At 75.1% G+C, this 19,500-nt stretch carries 3 protein-coding genes; all 3 read left to right on the top strand.

Annotated features, from left to right (window positions below):
• Window positions 1–3: 3 nt before the first annotated feature.
• The 3 genes from WME89_RS49485 to WME89_RS49475 are packed head-to-tail and all read left to right on the top strand — an operon-like array spanning window position 4 to window position 19,494.
• On the top strand, window positions 4–6,501 hold the full coding sequence (locus tag WME89_RS49485; protein WP_438006476.1) for an amino acid adenylation domain-containing protein: 6,498 nt from the start codon (window positions 4–6) through the stop codon (window positions 6,499–6,501).
• Window positions 6,502–6,505: 4 nt separating this feature from the next.
• Complete coding sequence (locus WME89_RS49480; RefSeq protein WP_438006475.1) at window positions 6,506–15,532, top strand: amino acid adenylation domain-containing protein; 9,027 nt, start codon at window positions 6,506–6,508, stop codon at window positions 15,530–15,532.
• Window positions 15,529–19,494 carry a non-ribosomal peptide synthetase gene (locus WME89_RS49475; RefSeq protein WP_438006474.1) on the top strand — a complete coding sequence of 1,322 codons (3,966 nt, stop codon included), beginning with the start codon at window positions 15,529–15,531 and terminating at the stop codon, window positions 19,492–19,494. The genes WME89_RS49480 and WME89_RS49475 overlap by 4 nt, the downstream gene beginning before the upstream one ends.
• Window positions 19,495–19,500 lie beyond the last annotated feature (6 nt).

Here is a 19,500-nt window from a genome sequence, read left to right as displayed (position 1 = left end):
ACCGTGTCTACCAAGCCTGATCCCTCTGCCAACATCGAAGGCGTTTATCCCCTCTCCCCCATGCAGGAGGGGATGCTCTTCCACACGCTGCTCCGCCCTTCCTCGGGCGTCTACCTCATGCAGAACCGCTATCGCATCGAGGGCGATCTGCAGATCGACGCGTTCGAGCGGGGCTGGCGAGAGGTGGTGGCGCGGCACGCGATCCTGCGCACCTCCTTCGTCTGGAAGAGCCAGAAACGCCCGCTCCAGGTCGTCCACAAGGCGGTGGAGCTGCCGTTCGAGGTGCTCGACCTCCGGGGCCTCACCGGAGATGCCCAGGAGGCGCGCATCTCCAGGGAGCTCCGCGACGAGCTCGACCGAGGGCTCGACTTCGGCAAGGCGCCGGTGATGCGCCTGCGCCTCGTCCGGCTGGGCGACCGGACTCACGAGCTCGTCCACAGCTTCCATCACATCCTCCTCGACGAGTGGTGCACGTCGCTCCTGATGATGGACTTCCTCGCTCACTACGAGGCGCTGGTCCGGGGCGACGCGACGCGCCCCCCGCCCGCGCGCCCTTACCGCGATTACATCGACTGGCTCGGGCGGCGAGACGTGAAGGCGGCAGAGGCGTTCTGGCGGGGCGCCCTCGCGGGCTTCGGGGCCCCGACGCCGCTCGGGTTCGAGGAGCGCTCCGCCGGCGCGGCGGCCGCGGACCACGGCGAGATCGACGACCTCACGATCCGGCTCGGCGCGGAGCCCACGGCCGCGCTGCGGGCGCTCGCCCAGCGCCATCGCCTCACGCTCAACACCATCGTTCAGGGCGCCTGGGCCCTGCTCCTCAGCCATTACAGCGGCGAGCGAGAGGTGCTCTTCGGCGTCACCGTCGCCGGGCGCCCCCCGGAGCTGCCAGGCGTCGAGTCCATCCTGGGCCTCTTCATCAACACGCTGCCGCTGCGCGTCCCGGTGCCCGCGGACATGCCGCTCCTGCCGTGGCTCGCCGCGCTCCTCACCAGGAACCTGGAGCTGCGGCAGCACGAGCACACGCCGCTCGTGGACATCCAGCGCTGGAGCGAGATCGAGCGCGGACAGCCGATGTTCCAGAGCCTGCTCGTGTTCGAGAACGCGCCGGTCGACCCCGCCCTCCGCGAGGGGCGGATCGTCTTCCGGGTCGGGGACGTCCGCGACCGCGTCCACACGAACTACCCGCTCACGATCATGTCGTGGCCCGACACCGAGATGCCCCTCAAGCTCTCCTACGACAGGTCGCGCGTCCGGCCCGAGCTCGCCGCGCGGCTGCTCGGGCACCTCCGCGCGCTCCTCGAGGGCATGGCCGCGCGGCCCGACGCGCGCCTCGGCGACCTGCCGCTCCTCACGCCGGCCGAGCGGCAACAGGCGCTCGTCGCGTGGAACACGACACCGGCGGTCGAGGAGGACCTCTCGTCCTACGCCGCGCGCTTCCACGCCCAGGTCGCGCGGACGCCCGACGCCATCGCCGTTTCGTGCGGGGATCGGCGGCTGACGTACGCCGCGCTGAACCGCGACGCCAACCGCGCGGCGCACGCGCTCCGCGCGCGCGGGATCGGCCCCGAGCAGCGGGTGGCGCTGCTCGACGACCGGGGCATCCCGCTGCTCACCATGATCCTCGCCGTCTTCAAGGCCGGCGGGGCGTACGTGCCGATCGATCCCGCCTACCCGGCCGAGCGCGCGGCGCAGATCCTCGCCTCGAGCGAGCCCCGGGTGGTGCTGACGCGCGAGCGGCACCGCGGCACTTTGGAAAGAGCCGTTGCTTTGCTGCCCGAGCCGCGCCGCCCGGCGATCGCGACGCTCGAGGGCGCCCTCGACGAGGCCTCGCCCGACGAGAACCCCGAGGAGCGCGGCGGGCCGGGGCACCTCGCCTACGTCATCTACACGAGCGGCTCCACCGGCGTGCCCAAGGGCGCGATGGTCGAGCGGCGCGGGATGCTCAACAACATGCTGAGCAAGATCCCCCGGCTCGGCCTCGCGGCGGGCGACGTCATCGCGCAGACGGCGTCGCCGTGCTTCGACATCTCGGTCTGGCAGTTCCTCACCGCCCTGCTCTTCGGCGGCGCGGTCGACATCGTGCCCGACGAGATCACGCGCGATCCGGGCCGCCTGCTCGAGCACGTCGAGCGCCGGGGGATCGCCGTCGTCGAGGTCGTCCCCGCCGTGCTCCAGGGCATGTTGGACGCGGCGCTCGCGCCGCGCGGGGAGATCGAGCGCCCCGCGCCGCCGGCGCTGTCGCTGGCGCGGCTGCGCTGGATCCTGCCGACCGGCGAGGCGCTCCCCGCCGCGCTCGCCCGGGCGTGGCTCGACCGCTTCCCGGCGGTGCCCCTCATGAACGCCTACGGGCCGGCGGAGTGCTCGGACGACGTGGCGCTGCACGCGATCGCCGCGCCGCCCGCCGCGCACGAGGCCCAGGTCCCGATCGGAAGGCCGGTGGACGGCCTGCGGCTCTACGTGCTGGATCACCTGCTCGCCCCGTCGCCGGTCGGCGTGACCGGCGAGCTGTACGTGGGCGGCATCGGCGTCGGGCGCGGCTACCTGGGCGAGCCGGGCCGCACCGCCGCCGCGTTCCTCCCCGACCCCTTCAGCCACGCGCCGGGGCGCCGGCTCTACCGGACCGGGGATCTCGGTCGGTACCGCGACGACGGCGCGATCGAGTTCGCCGGCCGGAGGGATCACCAGGTCAAGCTGCGGGGCTTCCGCATCGAGCTCGGCGAGATCGAGGCGCGGCTCGCCGAGCACCCCGCCGTGCAGGAGGCCGCGGTGCTCGTCCGCGAGGACCGGCCGGGCGTGCGGCGGCTCGTCGCCTACGTGGCCGCAGGCGCCGACGTGGCCGCAGGCGCCGACGTGGCCGCAGGCGCCGACGTGGCCGCAGGCGCCGACGTGGCCGCAGGCGCCGACGTGGCCGCAGGCGCCGACGTGGCCGCAGGCGCCGACGTGGCCGCAGGCGCTCCAGCGCCGGCCGCGGAGGCGCTGCGCGCGTGGCTCGCGGAGCGCCTGCCCGAGTACATGGTGCCGCCCGTCTTCGTGCTCCTGCCGGCGCTCCCCCGCACGGCGAACGGCAAGGTGGACCGGCGCGCGCTGCCCGCCCCCGACGGCGGCGACGCGCGGAGCCACGTGGCGCCGCGCACCGCGACCGAGGAGCTGCTCGCCGGGATCTGGGCCGAGGTGCTGGGCGTGGAGCGGGTCTCCGTGGAGGACTCGTTCTTCGACCTCGGCGGCCACTCGCTGCTGCTGACGCAGGTCCTCTCGCGCGCGCGCCGCGTGCTCGACGTCGAGCTCCCGCTCCGCGCGCTCTTCGAGACGCCGACGGTGGCCGCGCAGGCGCGCGCCGTCGAGGCGGCCCGGCACGGCCCCCTGGCCCCGCCGGCGCCGCCGCTTCTTCCACAGCCGCGCAGCGGGCCGCAGCCGCGGAGCGGCCCGCCGCCGCTCTCCTTCGCGCAGGAGCGCCTGTGGTTCCTCGCGCAGCTCGAGGAGACCGCGGCGTCCTACAACGTCCCCGCGGCGGTGCGCCTGCTCGGGCCGCTCGACGTGGCCCGGCTCGAGCGCAGCTTCGCCGCGGTGGTCCGCCGCCACGAGTCCCTGCGCGCCACGTTCGACGAGCGCGACGGCCGGGCGGCGGCGATCGTCCACGCCGAGCTGCCGGTGACGATCTCCCTCGACGACCTCGGCGCCGTGCCCGAGGCGGCGCGCGAGGCAGCGGCGCTGCGGCGGCTCGAGGCCGAGGCCCGCCAGCCCTTCGACCTCCGCCGCGGGCCGCTGCTCCGGATCGCGCTGGCGCGCCTCGGCGAGCGCGAGCACCTCCTGCTCGTCGTCCTCCACCACATCGTGTCGGACGGATGGTCCATGAACGTCCTCGTCCGCGAGGTGGCGGAGCTCTACGCCGCCGACGCGGAGGGGCGCGCCGCGGCGCTCCCGTCGCTCCCGATCCAGTACGCCGACTACGCCCGGTGGCAGCGCGCGTGGCTCACGGGGGCGGCGCTCGACCAGCAGCTCGCGTACTTCCGGCAGCGGCTCGGCGCGGAGCCGCCGGTGCTGCGGCTGCCCACCGACAAGCCGCGGCCCGCCGCGCGGTCCTACCGGGGCGCCCGCCACAACTTCGCGCTCCCGCGCGAGCTCTCCGCCGAGCTCGGCGCGCTCGCGCGCGGCCAGGGCGTCACCGCGTTCATGCTGCTCCTGGCCGCGTTCCAGGCGCTGATCGCGCGCCTGAGCGGCCAGACGGACCTGTGCATCGGGACGCCCGTCGCGGGCCGCACGCGCGTCGAGGTCGAGGGGCTCATCGGGCTCTTCGTCAACACGCTCGTGCTGCGGGCGGATCTCTCGGGGGACCCGCGCTTCACCGAGCTCCTCTCTCGCGCACGAGAAGAGGTGCTGGCCGCGCAGGCGCACCAGGACCTGCCGTTCGAGCAGCTCGTGAAGGCGCTCCGGCCGGCGCGGGACCTCGGCAGCACCCCGCTGTTCCAGGTGATGTTCTCGCTGCAGGAGGCCTCGCGGCGCGCGCTCCCGCTCGCCGACCTCGAGCTCCGGCCCGTCGAGGTGGACGCGGGCAGCGCCCAGTTCGACCTCTCGCTGCACATGGCGACCGCGCCGGAGGGGCTGAGCGGCTCGTTCGAGTACAGCACGGAGCTCTTCGAGGAGCGCACGATCCGCCGCATCGCGGACGACCTCCGCGCCCTGCTGGAGGCGATCGTGGCGCGGCCGACCGCGCGGCTCGGCGAGCTCCCGCTGCCCGAGGCGCCGGCGCCGCCCGCGCCGCCCGAGGCAGCGCCGCCGGCGGAGGCGATCGTCGAGGCCGGAGCGCCCCCGGCCGCGGCGCCGGACGCCGCCCCCGCCACGGACGTCGAGGCAGAGCTCGCGCAGATCTGGGCGGCGGTGCTGGGGCGCGAGCGCGTCGGCCGCGACGACAACTTCTTCGCGCTGGGCGGCGACTCGATCCTGAGCCTGCAGGTCGTCTCCCGCGCGAAGCAGGCGGGCCTCCGGCTGACGGCGCGGCAGATGTTCCAGCACCAGACCCTCGCCGAGCTCGCGGCTGCCGCGGGCGTCGCCTCGGCCGCGGAGGCCGAAGAGGAGCCGGAGGCGGGCGACGTCCCCCTCACCCCGATCCAGCGGCGGTTCTTCGCGCGCGATCTGCCGAACCCCCACCACTGGAACCAGGCGCTCCTGCTCACGGTCGCCGAGCCGCTCGAGTGGCCGGCGCTGGAGGCCGCCGTGCAGGCGCTCCTGCGCCACCACGACGCGCTGCGGATGCGCTACGTGCCCGAGGAGCGCGGCTTCCGCCAGACGCTCGCGCCGACCAGCGAGCCCGCCGCGGTCGTGCACCGGGCGAGCCTCGCCGGGGTGCCCGAGGCCGAGCAGCCGCGGGCGCTGGAGGCGCAGGCGACCCGGTGGCAGGCCAGCCTGGACTTGACGGCGGGGCCGCTGCTGCGCGTCGTCGGGTTCGACCTCGGCGCCGGCAGGCCGGGGCGGCTGCTGCTCGTCGCGCACCACCTCGTCGTCGACGGCGTGTCGTGGCGGGTCCTCCTCGAGGATCTCGAGGTCGCCTACGATCAGGCGCGCGTCGACCGGCGCGCGCCGGCGCGGCTGCCCGACAGGACCACCTCGTTCGCGCGGTGGGCGGCGCGCCTCGAGGCCGCGGCGCAGGAGGCCGCCCTCCAGGAAGAGGCGACCTTCTGGCTCGGGCTGCCCTGGGATCGCCTCGCGCCGCTGCCTGTCGACACGCCGGCGGGGGATCGCGCGGAGGCGGCCATGGCCACGGTGAAGGTGGGCCTGAGCGGGACGGAGACGCGGTCGCTGCTGGAGGCGGTGTCGGAGGCGTACCGGACGCGCATCGACGAGTTCTTGCTGGCGGGGCTGGCCCTGGCCCTCGGGCGGTGGACCGGACAGCCGCTCTCGGCGATCGAGGTCGAAGGCCACGGGCGCGAGGCGCTCGACGGGGCCGACCTGGACCTGTCACGCACGGTCGGCTGGTTCACGAGCGCCTACCCGGTGCTGCTCGAGGTGGCGCCGGACGCGGCGCCGGGCGCCGTGCTCAGGACGGTGAAGGAGCAGCTCCGCCGCGTCCCGCGGCGAGGCCTCTCCTTCGGCGCGGTGCGGGAGCTCGGGACAGGGGCGATCGCGGACCGGCTGCGCCGCCTGCCGGCGCTCGGTATCGGCTTCAACTACCTGGGGCAGTGGGACCAGGTGGTGGGCGCCGGCGCGCGGTTCTCCCTGGCCACGGAGTCGCCCGGCGCCGAGCACGACCCGCGCAGCCCGCTCGCGTACGAGATCGAGATCGACGCGGCGGTGTACGACGGCCGGCTCGAGGCGACCTTCCGCTACAGCGCCGCGCGGTACCGGCAGGAGACGGTCGCGGCGGTCAGCGCGCTCTGGCGCGACGCGCTGCGAGAGCTGATCGCGCACTGCCTGTCACCCGACGCCGGCGGCTACACGCCGTCGGACTTCACCGACGTCGCGCTCGCGTCGGACGAGCTGGACTCCATCCTCGAAGCCCTGGACTGACGCCATGACGAACAAGAAGAAAGACGTTGAGTCGATTCACTATCTCTCCCCGCTCCAGCAGGGATTGCTCTTTCACGCGGTCTCGGACCGGTCTGCTGACCCGTACTTCATCCAGACGGCCTTCCTCCTGGAGGGGCGGCTCGATCTGGACACCTTCGAGCGCGCCTGGCAGGCGCTCGCGGAGCGGCACCCGATCCTGCGCACCGGCTTCGCCTGGGAGGGCGTGACGAGGCCGGTGCAGGTCGTCCGCCCGCGGGCGGCGATCCCGGTGGCGCGCCACGACCTCCGCGGGCTCGACGCGCGCGAGCGCGAGGAGGCCCTGGCCGCGCTCATGGCCGCGGACCGGCGCGCCGGCTTCGACCTGCTCAAGGCCCCCCTCATGCGGCTCACGCTGGTCCAGGTCGAGGAGGAGGCCTTTTATTTCATCAACAGCCATCACCACCTCTTGCTGGACGGGTGGAGCTTCGCCCTCCTGCTGCGAGAGGCGCTGATCGTCTATCAGGCGCTCGTGCGGGGCACGGTCCCCGAGCTGCCGCGGGCGCGCGCGTACAGGGAGTACCTGGCCTGGGTGCAGGCCCAGGACGAAGGGGCCGCCGAGCGGTTCTTCCGCGATGCGCTGGCCGGGTTCCGGGCGCCGACGCCGCTGCCGCTGCCACTACCGCTGGAGGCCGGGCCGGCGGCGGCCGCGGCGGGCGACGAAGCGTTCCCGTTCGCGGAGCAGGCGCTGCGCTTCTCGCGGGCGGAGACGGAGGCGCTCGCGGCCTGCGCGCGCCGCCTGCGCGTCACGCTGAACACCCTCGTGCAGGGCGCCTGGGCGCTCCTGCTCTCCCGGCACAGCGGGGAGCCCGACGTCGTCTTCGGCGCCACGGTGTCGGGCCGCCCCCCGGAGCTCCCCGGCTCCGAGGCGATCGTCGGCGTGCTGATCAACTCCCTGCCGGTGCGGGTCCGCGTGGACGAGCACGAGCCGCTCGCCGCCTGGCTCTCGCGGCTGCAGGACCGCAACAGCGAGCTGCGCCAGCACGAGTGGACCCCCCTGTCCCTCGTCCAGCGCTGGAGCGAGGTGCCGGGCGGGAGGTCGCTCTTCGACACGCTGGTGGTGTTCGACAGCTACCCCGAGGAGGACGTGAGCGGAACGCCGATGGACGTACGCGTCCGCGCCTTGCCCCGGCCTGGCGGCGGGCATGTCGACGGCGCCCTGCTCACCGCCGGGCGCAACAACTACCCGCTGTCGCTCATCGTCGAGCCGTCGAGCGAGCTCGGTCTGATCCTGTGCTACGAGCGCCGCCGCCTCGCGCACGACGCCGCGGCCAGCCTGCTCGGCCAGTGCCGCGCGCTGCTCGAGGCGATGGCGGCGCGGCCGCGCGCCCGCCTGGCCGAGCTGCCGCTCGTGAGCGGCGAGGAGCGCCGGCGCCTGCTCGTCGACTGGAACGCGACCGCCGCGGCGTCCCCCCCCGCCTGCGTCCACGAGCTCTTCGAGGCGCAAGCCGCCGCGCGCCCCGGCGCGCTGGCCGTCGTCTGCGAGGGGACGGCCCTCACCTACGGGGAGCTCGACCGGAGGACCAACCAGCTGGCGCGAAGGCTGCGGGCGCTCGGCGTGGGGCCCGACGACAGGGTCGCCCTGTGCATCGAGCGCTCGGCGGAGCTGATCGTCGCGCTGCTCGGCGTGCTCAAGGCCGGCGCCGCGTACGTGCCCGTCGACCCGAAGTTCCCGCGCGAGCGGCTCCGCGCCGTGGTGGAGGACAGCGGCGCGCGCGTCCTGATCACCGAGGAGCGATGGGCCGGCGCGTTCGACGAGCCGGGGCCGGCGTTGCTCTTCCTCGACCGCGACGCGGCCGCCCTCGCGACCGAGCCCGACGCGCCGCTCGGCGCGCTCGACGCGCTCGACGCCAGAGCAGCCCGGCCCGGGAACCTCGCTTACCTCATCTACACCTCGGGCTCGACGGGGCGCCCGAAGGGCGTGGCCGTCGAGCACCGCCACCTCGTGAACTACGTGCGCGGCGTGCTCGCGCGGCTGCCCCTCGCCGAGGGCGGCGGCATGGCGCTCGTCTCGAGCGTGGCCGCCGACCTCGGGCACACGTCGCTCTTCGGCGCGCTCTGCTCGGGCCGCACGCTGCACGTCCTCTCCGAGGCGCGGATCTTCGATCCCGACGCGACCGCCGAGTACATGAGCCGCCACGGGGTCGACGCGCTCAAGATCGTCCCCAGCCACCTCGCCGCGCTCCTCGAGGCAGCGCACCCCGAGCGCGTGCTGCCCGCGCGCTGCCTCGTGCTCGGCGGCGAAGCCTCGAGCTGGGAGCTCATCGAGCGGATCCGGGCGCTCGCGCCGGGCTGCACCGTCCTGAACCACTACGGCCCCACCGAGACGACCGTCGGTTCGCTCACATGGACGATCGACCCCGCGGGCGGTCGCGCCGGCGCGACGGTGCCCATCGGCCGGCCGCTCCCCAACACCCAGGCTTACGTGCTGGGTTCGAACCTCGAACCGGTGCCGGTGGGCGTGCCCGGGGAGCTTTACCTGGGCGGGGCTGGCGTGACGCGCGGCTACCACGCGCGCCCCGAGCTGACGGCGGAGCGCTTCGTTCCCGATCCGTTCGGAGGCGCCGCGGGCGGTCGCCTGTACCGCACCGGGGATCGGGCGCGCCTCCTTGCGGACGGCGCGATCGAGTTCCTCGGGCGCACCGACCACCAGATCAAGCTGCGCGGGCACCGCGTGGAGCTGGGCGAGATCGAGGCGCGCCTGCGCGAGCAGCCCGAGGTGCGCGAGGCGGTCGTGGCGGCGCGGGACGGCGGCGGGGCCGTGCGCCTCGTGGCCTACGTGGTGGGCCGGGAGGCGGCGGCGCTCGACGCGGCGGCGCTCCGCGCGCGGCTCGCGCTGCAGCTGCCCGACTACATGGTGCCCGCCGCGATCGTGGCGCTGCCGGCGCTGCCGCTCACCGCGAACGGGAAGATCGACCGCGCGGCGCTGCCCGAGCCCGAGCGGGCCGGCGCGGGCGCGGCGGACCCCCGCGGCTTCGTCGCGCCGCGGAACGAGGTCGAGGCCACCCTCGCCCAGATCTGGGCCGACATCCTGCGCGTGGAGCGGGTCGGCATCCACGACAACTTCTTCGCCCTCGGCGGCGACTCCATCCGGAGCCTCCAGGTCATCGCGCGCGCCAACCAGCGCGGCGTCAAGCTGAGCCCGAAGGACCTGTTCGACCACCCCACCGTGGCCGCCGCCGCGGCGGCCGCGGTCACGGGCTCCGCCGCCGCCGCGGGCCCGGGCCAGGCCGGAGCGCCGCCGGGCGAGCCGCCCGGGGAGGCGCCATCCCGGTTCCCGCTGAGCGGCCTCACGCAGGACGAGATCGCGCGCAACCTGCCGGACGCGTCGGGGCTCGACGACGTCTACCCGCTCTCGCCAATGCAGGAGGGGATGCTCTTCCACACCCTGCTGAACCCGGGCTCGGGCATCTACCTGATGCAGCAGCACTACGTGTGGCACGGCGCGCTCGACGCCGGCCTCGTCGTCGAGGCCTGGCGGCGGGTGGCGGCGCGGCACCCCATCCTGAGGACGTCCTTCGTCTGGAAGGACCTCGAGCGACCGCTCCAGATCGTCCACCGGCAGGTCGACCTCTCCGGCGCGATCCAGATCCTCGACTGGCGCGACGAGAGCGAGGCCGAGCAGGAGCGGCGCCTCGCCGAGACGCTCGAGGCCGAGCTCGCCGAGGGGCTCGACATGACCCGCGCGCCGCTCATGCGGCTCCGGCTGATCCGCGTGCGGGAGGACGCCTACCGCATCGTGCGGAGCTTCCACCACATCCTCACGGACGACTGGTGCTTCTCGGTGCTGATGATGGAGTGCCTGTCGTACTACGCGGCGCTCCGCGAGGGCCGCTCGCTGGAGCTGCCCGAGCCGCGCCCTTACCGGGACTACATCGCCTGGCTCGCGCGGCAGGACCTCCCGGCGGCCGAGCGGTTCTGGCGCGAGGAGCTCCGCGGCTTCGCGGAGCCGACGCCCCTCGGCGTGGACCGGGGCCTCCCCGAGGGAGCGGCGCCGCCCGCGGGGGCCGGGGTGAGCGACGCGTTCGCCGAGCTGCCCGGGGACCTGACCGAGGCGCTGCTCGGCCTCGCGCACCAGCACGGGCTGACGCCCAACACCCTCGTGCAAGGGGCGTGGGCGCTCCTCCTGAGCCGCTACAGCGGCCAGCGCGACGTCGTGTTCGGCGTGACCGTGGCGGGCCGGCCGACCGATCTGCCCGGCGTGGAGACGATCGTGGGCCTGTTCATCAACAGCCTGCCGCTGCGGGTGCGCGTGTCGCCCGAGCAGCCGCTCCTGCCGTGGCTCAAGGGCCTCCTGGCCCACAACTACCGCATCCGCGAGTTCGAGTACCCGCCGCTCGTGGAGATCCAGCGGTGGAGCGAGCTCCCGAAGGGGCAGTCGCTGTTCAACAGCCTCCTCGTCTTCGAGAACGCGCCGAAGGATCCTCGCCTCGGGGAGCAGGTGGGCGACGTCCGCCTCTCCTACGAGCAGGACCGGGTCCACACGAACTACCCGATGACGGTCGTGGCGTACCCGGGCGCGGGGCTCGGGATCCGGCTCTCGTACGACCGGCGCCTGTTCGATCACGACGCCGTCGAGCGGATGCTGGGCCACCTGGTCCAGCTCCTGTCGGCGATGGCCCGACGCCCGGAGGCCCTCCTCGGCGACCTCTCGCTCCTGAGCGAGCCCGAGCGCCGGCAGCAGCTGCTGGAGTGGAACGACACGAAGGGCGCTGAGCCCCCCGCCCCGGGCTACGTGTCGCTCTTCGAGGCCCAGGTGCGCCGGACGCCGGACGCGGAGGCCGTCACGTGCCGCGGGCGCCGGCTCACCTATGCGGCCCTGAACCGCGCCGCCAACCAGGTCGCCCACGCGCTGCGCGCAGAGGGCGTGGGTCCGGACACGATCGTCGCCGTCCTGGAGGCGCGCGACCTCGAGCTGCTCGTCGCGCTGCTCGGCGTGCTCAAGGCCGGCGGCGCGTACCTCCCGCTCGATCCCCACCAGCCGGAGCAGCGCCTCGCCGGCGTCATCGCGTCGAGCCGCGCGCCCGTCGTCGTGACCTCGGAGGCGTGGGTCCCGCGGCTCGGGAAGGCGCTCGCGCACCTGCCGGAGCCGGCGCGGCCGCGGTTCGTGACCCGCGAGCGCCTCTCCGCGCAGCGCGGGCCCGCGCCCGCGGAGAACCTCCCGCCGCTCGCCGGCCCCGGGCACCTCGCGTACGTGATCACCACGAGCGGATCGACCGGCGTGCCGAAGGGGGCGATGGTCGAGCACGCGGGGATGCTCAACAACGTGTGGGGGAAGATCCCCGCGCTGGAGCTCGGCCCCTCGGACGTGATCGGGCAGACAGCGTCCCAGTGCTTCGACATCTCGGTGTGGCAGCTCCTGACGGCGCTGCTCTGCGGCGGCCGCGTGCACATCGTCCCCGAGGAGATCGTGGGCGATCCGCGGCGCCTGCTGGACGAGGTCGAGGCGCAGGGGATCACGGTCCTCGAGCTGGTCCCGTCGCTCCTGCGGGAGCTCGTGGCGGCGGGCGCTGACGCGCGCGAGGCGCGCGAGGCGCAGGCATTCGCGCGCCTCCGGTGGATGCTGCCCACCGGCGAGGCCCTGACGCCCGAGCTCTGCCGCCGGTGGTTCGAGCGGTACCCCCGCGTCCCCCTCATGAACGCCTACGGGCCGGCCGAGTGCGCCGACGACGTGGCGCTGCACGCGATCACCGCGGCCCCTGCGCCCGAGCTCGCGCGCGTGCCCATCGGCCGGCCCGTGCCCAACGTGAGGCTCCACGTCGTGACCGGCGGCGACCTCGCGCCCGTCGGCGTGACCGGCGAGATCTGCGTCGCTGGCGTGGGCGTGGGGCGAGGCTACCTGAACGACCCCGCCCGGACCGCGGAGGCCTTCGTGCCCGACCCGTTCGGCGGCGCGCCCGGCGCGCGCATGTACCGGACCGGAGACCTCGGCCGGCGCCTCGCGGACGGCGCGATCGAGTTCGCGGGGCGGCGCGATCACCAGGTGAAGATCCGCGGGTTCCGCATCGAGCTCGGGGAGATCGAGGCGCGCCTCGCGCAGCACCCGGAGGTCCGCGAGGCCGTCGTCGCGGTCCGGGAGGAGGGCCCCGCCGGCAAGCGCCTCGTCGCCTACGTCGTCGGCGCCGCCGGCGAGCCCCCGGCGCCGGAGCGCCTGCGCGGCTTCCTGAAGGAGACGCTGCCCGACTACATGGTGCCGCCCGTCTTCGTCGCCCTGCCCGCGCTGCCGCTCACGCCGAACGGCAAGGTGGACCGCAAGGCGCTGCCGGCGCCGGAGGCGCCCGCGGCCGGGGCGAGCGACGCGGCGGGCGCCGCCCCGCGGACGCCGACGGAGCAAGCCCTCGCGCGCATCTGGGCGGAGGTGCTGGGGCTCGACAGGGTCCCCGTCCACGCGGGCTTCTTCGACCTGGGCGGGCACTCGCTCCTGGCCACGCAGGTGACGTCGCGCGTGCGCAAGGCGCTCGGCGTCGAGCTGCCGCTGCGCAGCCTGTTCGACCACCCCACCGTGGCGGAGCTCGCCCGCGACGTCGATCAGCGCCTCGGCCATCCTGCTGGCGCGCTGGCGACCGGGGCGCCGCCGATCGTCCCCGCGCCGCGGCAGGGGCCGCTGCCGCTCTCGTTCGCGCAGCAGCGGCTGTGGTTCCTGTCCCAGCTCGAGCCCGACAGCGCCGGCTACAACATGACCGCGGCCGTGCGCGTCGAGGGGGAGCTCGACATCGCGCTGCTGAGGGAGAGCCTCGTCGCGCTCGTCCGGCGCCACGAGTCGCTGCGGACCACGTTCGGCGTGGCCTCCGGCGAGCCGGTGCAGGTGATCGACCCCGAGGGCGCCCCTGCGTTCGAGGTGGTGGACCTGTCGGCGGCGCCCGCCGCGGAGCACGGCGCGGCGGTCCAGCGCCTGGCCGAAGGTCGCGCGGAGCGGCCGTTCGACCTCGGTCGCGGGCCGCTCCTGCGGGTGACCGCGATCAAGCTCCGCGAGGACGAGCTCGTGCTGGTCGTCGTCGTGCACCACATCGTGGCCGACGGCTGGACGATGAACGTGCTCGTCGCGGAGCTGGCCGAGCTGTACGCCGCGGCGAGGGCCGGACGGCCGCCGGCGCTGCGGCCGCTGCCGGTCCAGTACGCAGACTTCGCCGTCTGGCAGCGGCGGTGGATGCAGGGACCGGTCCGCGAGGCGCTCCTCGGCGCCTGGCGCGAGCGGCTCTCGGGGCACCCGCCGGCGCTCGATCTGCGCCCGGATCACCCGCGGCCCGCCGCGGCGAGCTACCGCGGCGCGCGCCACACGATCGCGGTGGACCGCGCGCTCTCCGACGCGCTGCGCGCGCTCGGCCGGCGCGAGGGCGCGACGCTCTTCATGACGCTGCTCGCCGCGTTCGAGGTCGTGCTCCTCGGGCGCACGGGCCAGAGCGACCTCCTCGTCGGGACCGACGTCGCCGGCCGCAACCGCGCCGAGATCGAGGGGCTGATCGGGTTCTTCGTCAACCTGCTGGTCCTGCGCACGGATCTCGGCGGCCTGCCGACGTTCCGGGAGCTCCTTCAGCGCGTCCGGGAGGTCACGCTCGACGCGTACGCGCACCAGGATCTGCCGTTCGAGCAGGTCGTCGACGCCCTGCGCCCGCCCCGCGAGCCCGGCCGCCACCCCCTCGTGCAGACCCTGTTCGTGCTGCAGAACGTCCCGGCGTCCGAGGTCTCGCTGCCCGGGGTCCGCTTCAGCGCCGTGGAGCTCGACCGGGAGGTGTCGCGGTTCGACCTCGGCGTGTTCGTCGAGGAGACGGACGAGGGGCTCACGTGCGCGTGGAAGTACCGCGCCGATCTGTTCGAGCCGCCGACCATCGCAGGGATGGCGGCCCACTTCATGGCCGTGCTGCGGGCCATCGTGGACGACCCCGACCGCCGGGTGACGGCGCTCGCGGCAGCGGAGAGGAAGGAACGCACCGTGGAAGGACGCGCGCGCGACGAGGGCCGGCTCCGGAGCCTCAAGCGCATCACCCCCCGCAAGGTGGACGTGGGCCCGAGCGCGCTGGTCGCGACCAGCACGCTCGGCGACGGGCCGCTGCCGCTGGTCGTGAAGCCGGCGGTGGACGACGTGGACCTCGCCGCATGGGCCCGCGAGGAGCGGGCGTTCGTCGAGGCGCAGCTGCTCCGGCACGGGGCCGTCCTGTTCCGCGGCTTCCCGATCAAGTCGGCCCCGGAGTTCGAGCAGGTCGCGCAGGCCATCTGCGGCGAGCTGTTCGGCGAGTACGGCGATCTTCCGCGGGAGAAGACCGGGCAGCACATCTACAGCTCGACCCCCTACCCGGCCGACAAGGCCATCCTGTTCCACAACGAGAGCTCGCACCTGCCGCGCTGGCCGCTCAAGCAGTGGTTCTTCTGCGTGCAGGCCGCGCCGGAGGGCGGCGCGACGCCGATCGTGGACTGCCGGCGGCTGTACGACGCGCTCGCGCCCGACGTCCGCGAGCGCTTCCGGCGGTCGGGGCTGCTCTACGTGCGGAACTTCACGCCGGGCTTCGACGTGGCCTGGCAGGACTTCTTCCACACGACGGATCCCGCGGTCGTCGAGGAGCGCTGCCGCGCGGGCGGCATGCGGTGCGAGTGGCTCGCGGGCGGCCGGCTGCGGATCAGCCAGCGCGGCCCGGCCGTGCTCTCGCACCCGAAGACGGGAGAGCAGGTGTTCTTCAACCAGATCCAGCTGCACCACCCGGCGTACCTGGAGGCGCCGGTGCGCGAGTCGCTCCTGGCCATGGTCGGCGAGGAGTGGCTGCCTCGCAACGTCTGCTACGGCGACGGCGCGCCGATCGAGGCCGAGACGACGCGCGCGCTCGGCGAGGCGTACGAGCGCTGCGCCGTGCGGTTCCCGTGGCAGGAGGGCGACCTCATCCTGCTCGACAACATGCTCGTGGCCCACGGCCGCGATCCGTTCTCGGGCCCGCGGAAGATCGTGGTGGCCATGGGCGAGATGGTGACGGCCGAGCAGGCGTCGCAGGGCGCGGTGGCGTCATGACGACGCAGGTCAGCGAGCTCGGGCCCAGCGTCCAGGGCGTGCGCCTGTCGCCGCAGCAGCGGCGCCTGTGGGCGCTCCACCGGAGCGGCGCCACGGTGTTCGCGCGCGGGTTGATCCGCCTGGAGGGAGACCTCGACGCCGCGCGGCTGGCCGGCGCCCTCGGCGAGGTCGTCGCGCGCCACGAGATCCTGAGGACGACGTTCCGCCGGGATCCGCGCCTCAAGTTCCCGCTGCAGGCCGTCGGCGGGGCGGCGCCCGCGTGGCGCCGGGTGGATCTGGGAGGCCGCGCGGCCGGCGAGCAGGAAGCGCACGTCGAGGCGCTCTGGCGCGAGGCCGCGCGGCTCGGGGCCGACCTCGAGCGCGGGCCGCTGCTCCACGTGTGGCTCGTGCGCCGCGCCGAGCGGCTGCACGACCTGCTCGTCGCCGCGCCCGCGCTCGCCGCCGACGCGTGGACGCTGGACCTCCTGTTCCGCGAGCTGGCCGAGGCCTACGCCGGCGATCGGCGCGAGGCCGGGGCGGAGCCCGTGCAGTACGCCCAGTTCGCCGAGTGGCAGAACGATCTCGTCGGCTCGGCCGAGAGCGCCCCGGCGCCCGCGGGGGTGCCCGTCGTCCTCCCGTTCGAGGGCGCCGCCGAGGAGGGCGGCGCTTCCGGCGAGGTCGTCGACATCGAGGTCGACGCGGCGCTGCTCGGCCGGCTGGAGTCGCTGGCCCGCGGCGAGGGCGCCTCGCTCGCGTCGGTCCTGCTCGCGGCCTGGCAGGTCCACCTCGCGCGCCTCACCGGGTCGCGGGAGCTCGTCGTCGCCGTGGCGTCGGCCGGGCGGAGGCTGGAGGACGTCCAGGAGGTCATGGGCCCGGTGGCCAAGTGGCTCCCGGTGCCGTGCCGCGTGGACGACGCGCAGCGGTTCGCCGAGCTGGTGCTCCGGGCGCAGGCCGGCGTCGAGGAGGCGGCAGAGGACGAGGAGTGCTGGAACCCCGACCCGCCGGCGGATGGCGGGGGGGCCGGGAGCACCGTCGGCTTCGAGTTCTCCTCGCTCCCGGAGCCCAGGGTGGCGGGCGGCCTCGCATGGCACGTCGAGCGCCAGTGCACGGGCGCGGGCGGGCTCAAGCTCGCGCTCTCGGCCCAGCGCGGGCGGGGCCGCGTGCGCCTCTCGCTCTGGCACGACGCGCGCCGCTGCGGCGCGGAGGGCGTCCTGGCGATGGCCGAGCAGTACCGGGCGCTGCTCGGCAGCGCGGCCGAGGCCTGGTCGGCGCCTGTCGCGCGCCTCGGCCTGCTCGGCCTCGCGGAGCGGGCGCGGCGGCTCTCGGAGGGCCGGGGGGCGGCGCACGACGCCGCGCCCCCGCGGTGCTTGCACGCGTCGTTCGAGGAGCACGCGGCGCGGCAGCCCGACGCGCTGGCCGTGGTCGCGGGCGATCGGCGGCTGACCTACGGGGAGCTGAACCGGCAGGCCAACCGGATCGCGCACCACCTCCGCCGGCGCGGCGTCGGCGGCGGCAGCCCGGTCGGCCTCTGCTGCGAGCGCTCGGTGGACATGATCGCGGGCCTCCTGGGCATCCTCAAGGCCGGCGGCGCCTACGTGCCGCTCGACCCGCACGCCCCCGTGCACCGGCTCGGCCAGCAGATCCGCCGCGCGGGCTTCTCCTTTCTGCTCACGAACGCCCCTGCCCGCGCCCGGCTGCCGGACGCCGGCTGCGCCTTCCTCTCGCTGGACGACGCGGCGCTGCTCGACGGGGAGCCCTCCGAGGACCCGGCCGCGCCGGTGCTGCTCGACGATCTCGCGTCGGTCGTCTTCACGTCGGGCTCGACGGGCGAGCCCAAGGGCGTCGCGGTCACGCACCGCGGGGTCGCCACCTACACCCGCTCGGTGTGCGAGGCGCTCGGGATCGAGGCCGGGCTGCACTTCGCGACCGTCTCGACGCTGAGCGCGGATCTCGGCAACACGAGCATCTTCGCCTCGCTCGCCACCGGCGGGTGCCTCCACGTGATCGGCTACGAGACGGCCACCGACGGCAGGCTCTTCTCGGAGTACTACCGGCGCTGGCCGATCGACGTGCTCAAGATCGTGCCGTCGCACCTGAGCGCGCTGCTCGAGACGGGCGAGGGCGCGGCGGTGCTGCCGCGGCGGCTGCTGGTGCTGGGCGGCGAGGCGCTGCCGTTCGCGCTCGTCGAGCGGATCGCGGCGCTGTCGAGCGGCTGCGCCGTGGCCAACCACTACGGGCCGACCGAGACGACGGTGGGCGCGCTGGTGATGCCGCTGCGCGCGCTCGGCGACCGGCGCGGGTGCGCCTCGGTGCCGATCGGCCGCCCGCTCGCCGACGCCGAGGCGTACGTCCTCGACGAGCGCCTGGAGCCGGCGCCGGCGGGCACGGTGGGCGAGCTGTACCTGGGCGGGGCCGGGATGGCGCGCGGGTACCTCGATCAGCCGGATCTGACCGCGGAGCGGTTCGTGCCGCACCCCTTCGGCGTGGGCGCGCGCCTCTACCGGACGGGTGATCGGGCGCGGTACCGGCCCGACGGCGCGATCGAGTTCATGGGCCGGCGCGACCATCAGGTGAAGATCCGCGGCTATCGCGTGGAGATCGGCGAGATCGAGGCGCGCGTCCGGGAGCACCCCGCGGTCGGGCAGGCGGTGGTCGTCGCCCGGGAGGACGGCGCGGGCGGGCGCGCGATCGTCGCCTACGTCGTCCCCCGCGAGGGAGCGCTCGACGAGGCCGCGCTGCGCGGGTTCCTCCGGGAGCGGCTCCCCGAGTACATGCACCCGAGCGCCTTCGTGCTGCTGCACGCGCTGCCGCTCACCGCCAACGGCAAGGTGGATCGAAGGGCGCTGCCCGCCCCTGCCGCGCGCCGGCGGCGGGAGTACGTCGCGCCGCGCACGCAGGTCGAGGAGGCGCTCGCGGCGATCTGGGCCGACGTCCTGGGGCGCCCGCAGGTGGGCGTCGAGGACGACTTCTTCGACCTCGGCGGGCACTCGCTGATGGCGATCCCGCTGATGCACCGGATCCAGCAGGCGCTCGGCGGCTCCTTGTCGTTGATGGCGATCTTCGAGGCGCCGACCGTGGCGGGGCTCGCCCGGCTCATCGACCCGGGGCGCCCGGCGTCGAGCGTCGTGGCGCTCCGCGCGGCCGGGTCGCGCCCGCCGCTCTTCTGCGTGGACCCCACGGGCCGGCACGTCACCGCCTACGAGGGCCTCGCCGGCGCCCTCGGCGACGACCAGCCCGTGCTCGGGCTCGAGCTCGGCCCGGCGCTCGCGCGCGAGGCCGGCGCGCCGTCGATCCGGCGGATCGCCGAGCACCTGGCGCGCGAGATCCGGGAGCGGCAGCCCCGCGGGCCTTACCGCCTCCTCGGGTGGTCTCTCGGCGGCGTGCTGGCGCTCGTCGTCGCGCGGGTGCTGGAGGAGCAGGGCGAGCCGGTCGCCTTCCTTGGCATCCTGGACACGCAGCCGCGCACGCGCGTCTACGCGGCGGGCGAGCCCGACGTCGTGGAGGAGCTCGCGGAGTATGTGGCGCCGGACCGCCGGGCGGCGCTCTTCGCGCTCTCGCCGGCGGAGCTGGACGCGCTGCGGGAGCGGCTGCGGGGGCTCTGCGATGTCGACCGGGTGAACGAGGCGGTGCGGTGGGCGCAGGCACACGGCCTCGTGCCGGGCGACCTGCCGCCCGCCGCGTTCCACCACCGGTATGCGCTGCTCCGGGACGCGGCCCTGCTCCTGAACGGCCTGCCGCCGCGGTGCCTCGGCGCGCCGATCCACGTGTGGTGGAGCGAGGAGACGATCGAGCGCCACGGCGGGCCGCCCGTGGACTGGCAGCAATACACGGCTGGAGCGGTCCATACAGCCATGGTTTCCGGCGATCACCTCGCCGCGGTGCAAGGGGCTGACGTGCATGTGCGCGTCCGCGAGACCCTGGAGGTCCTGGCCCTCGCGGAGCGCGCCTCGGAGCGCGCGGAGTCAACCCATCCTTCTCACTAGGGAGTA

Source organism: Sorangium sp. So ce321 (assembly GCF_051530195.1).
Lineage (GTDB): Bacteria > Myxococcota_A > Polyangia > Polyangiales > Polyangiaceae > Sorangium.
This window is presented reverse-complemented; position numbering and strand designations above follow the sequence as displayed.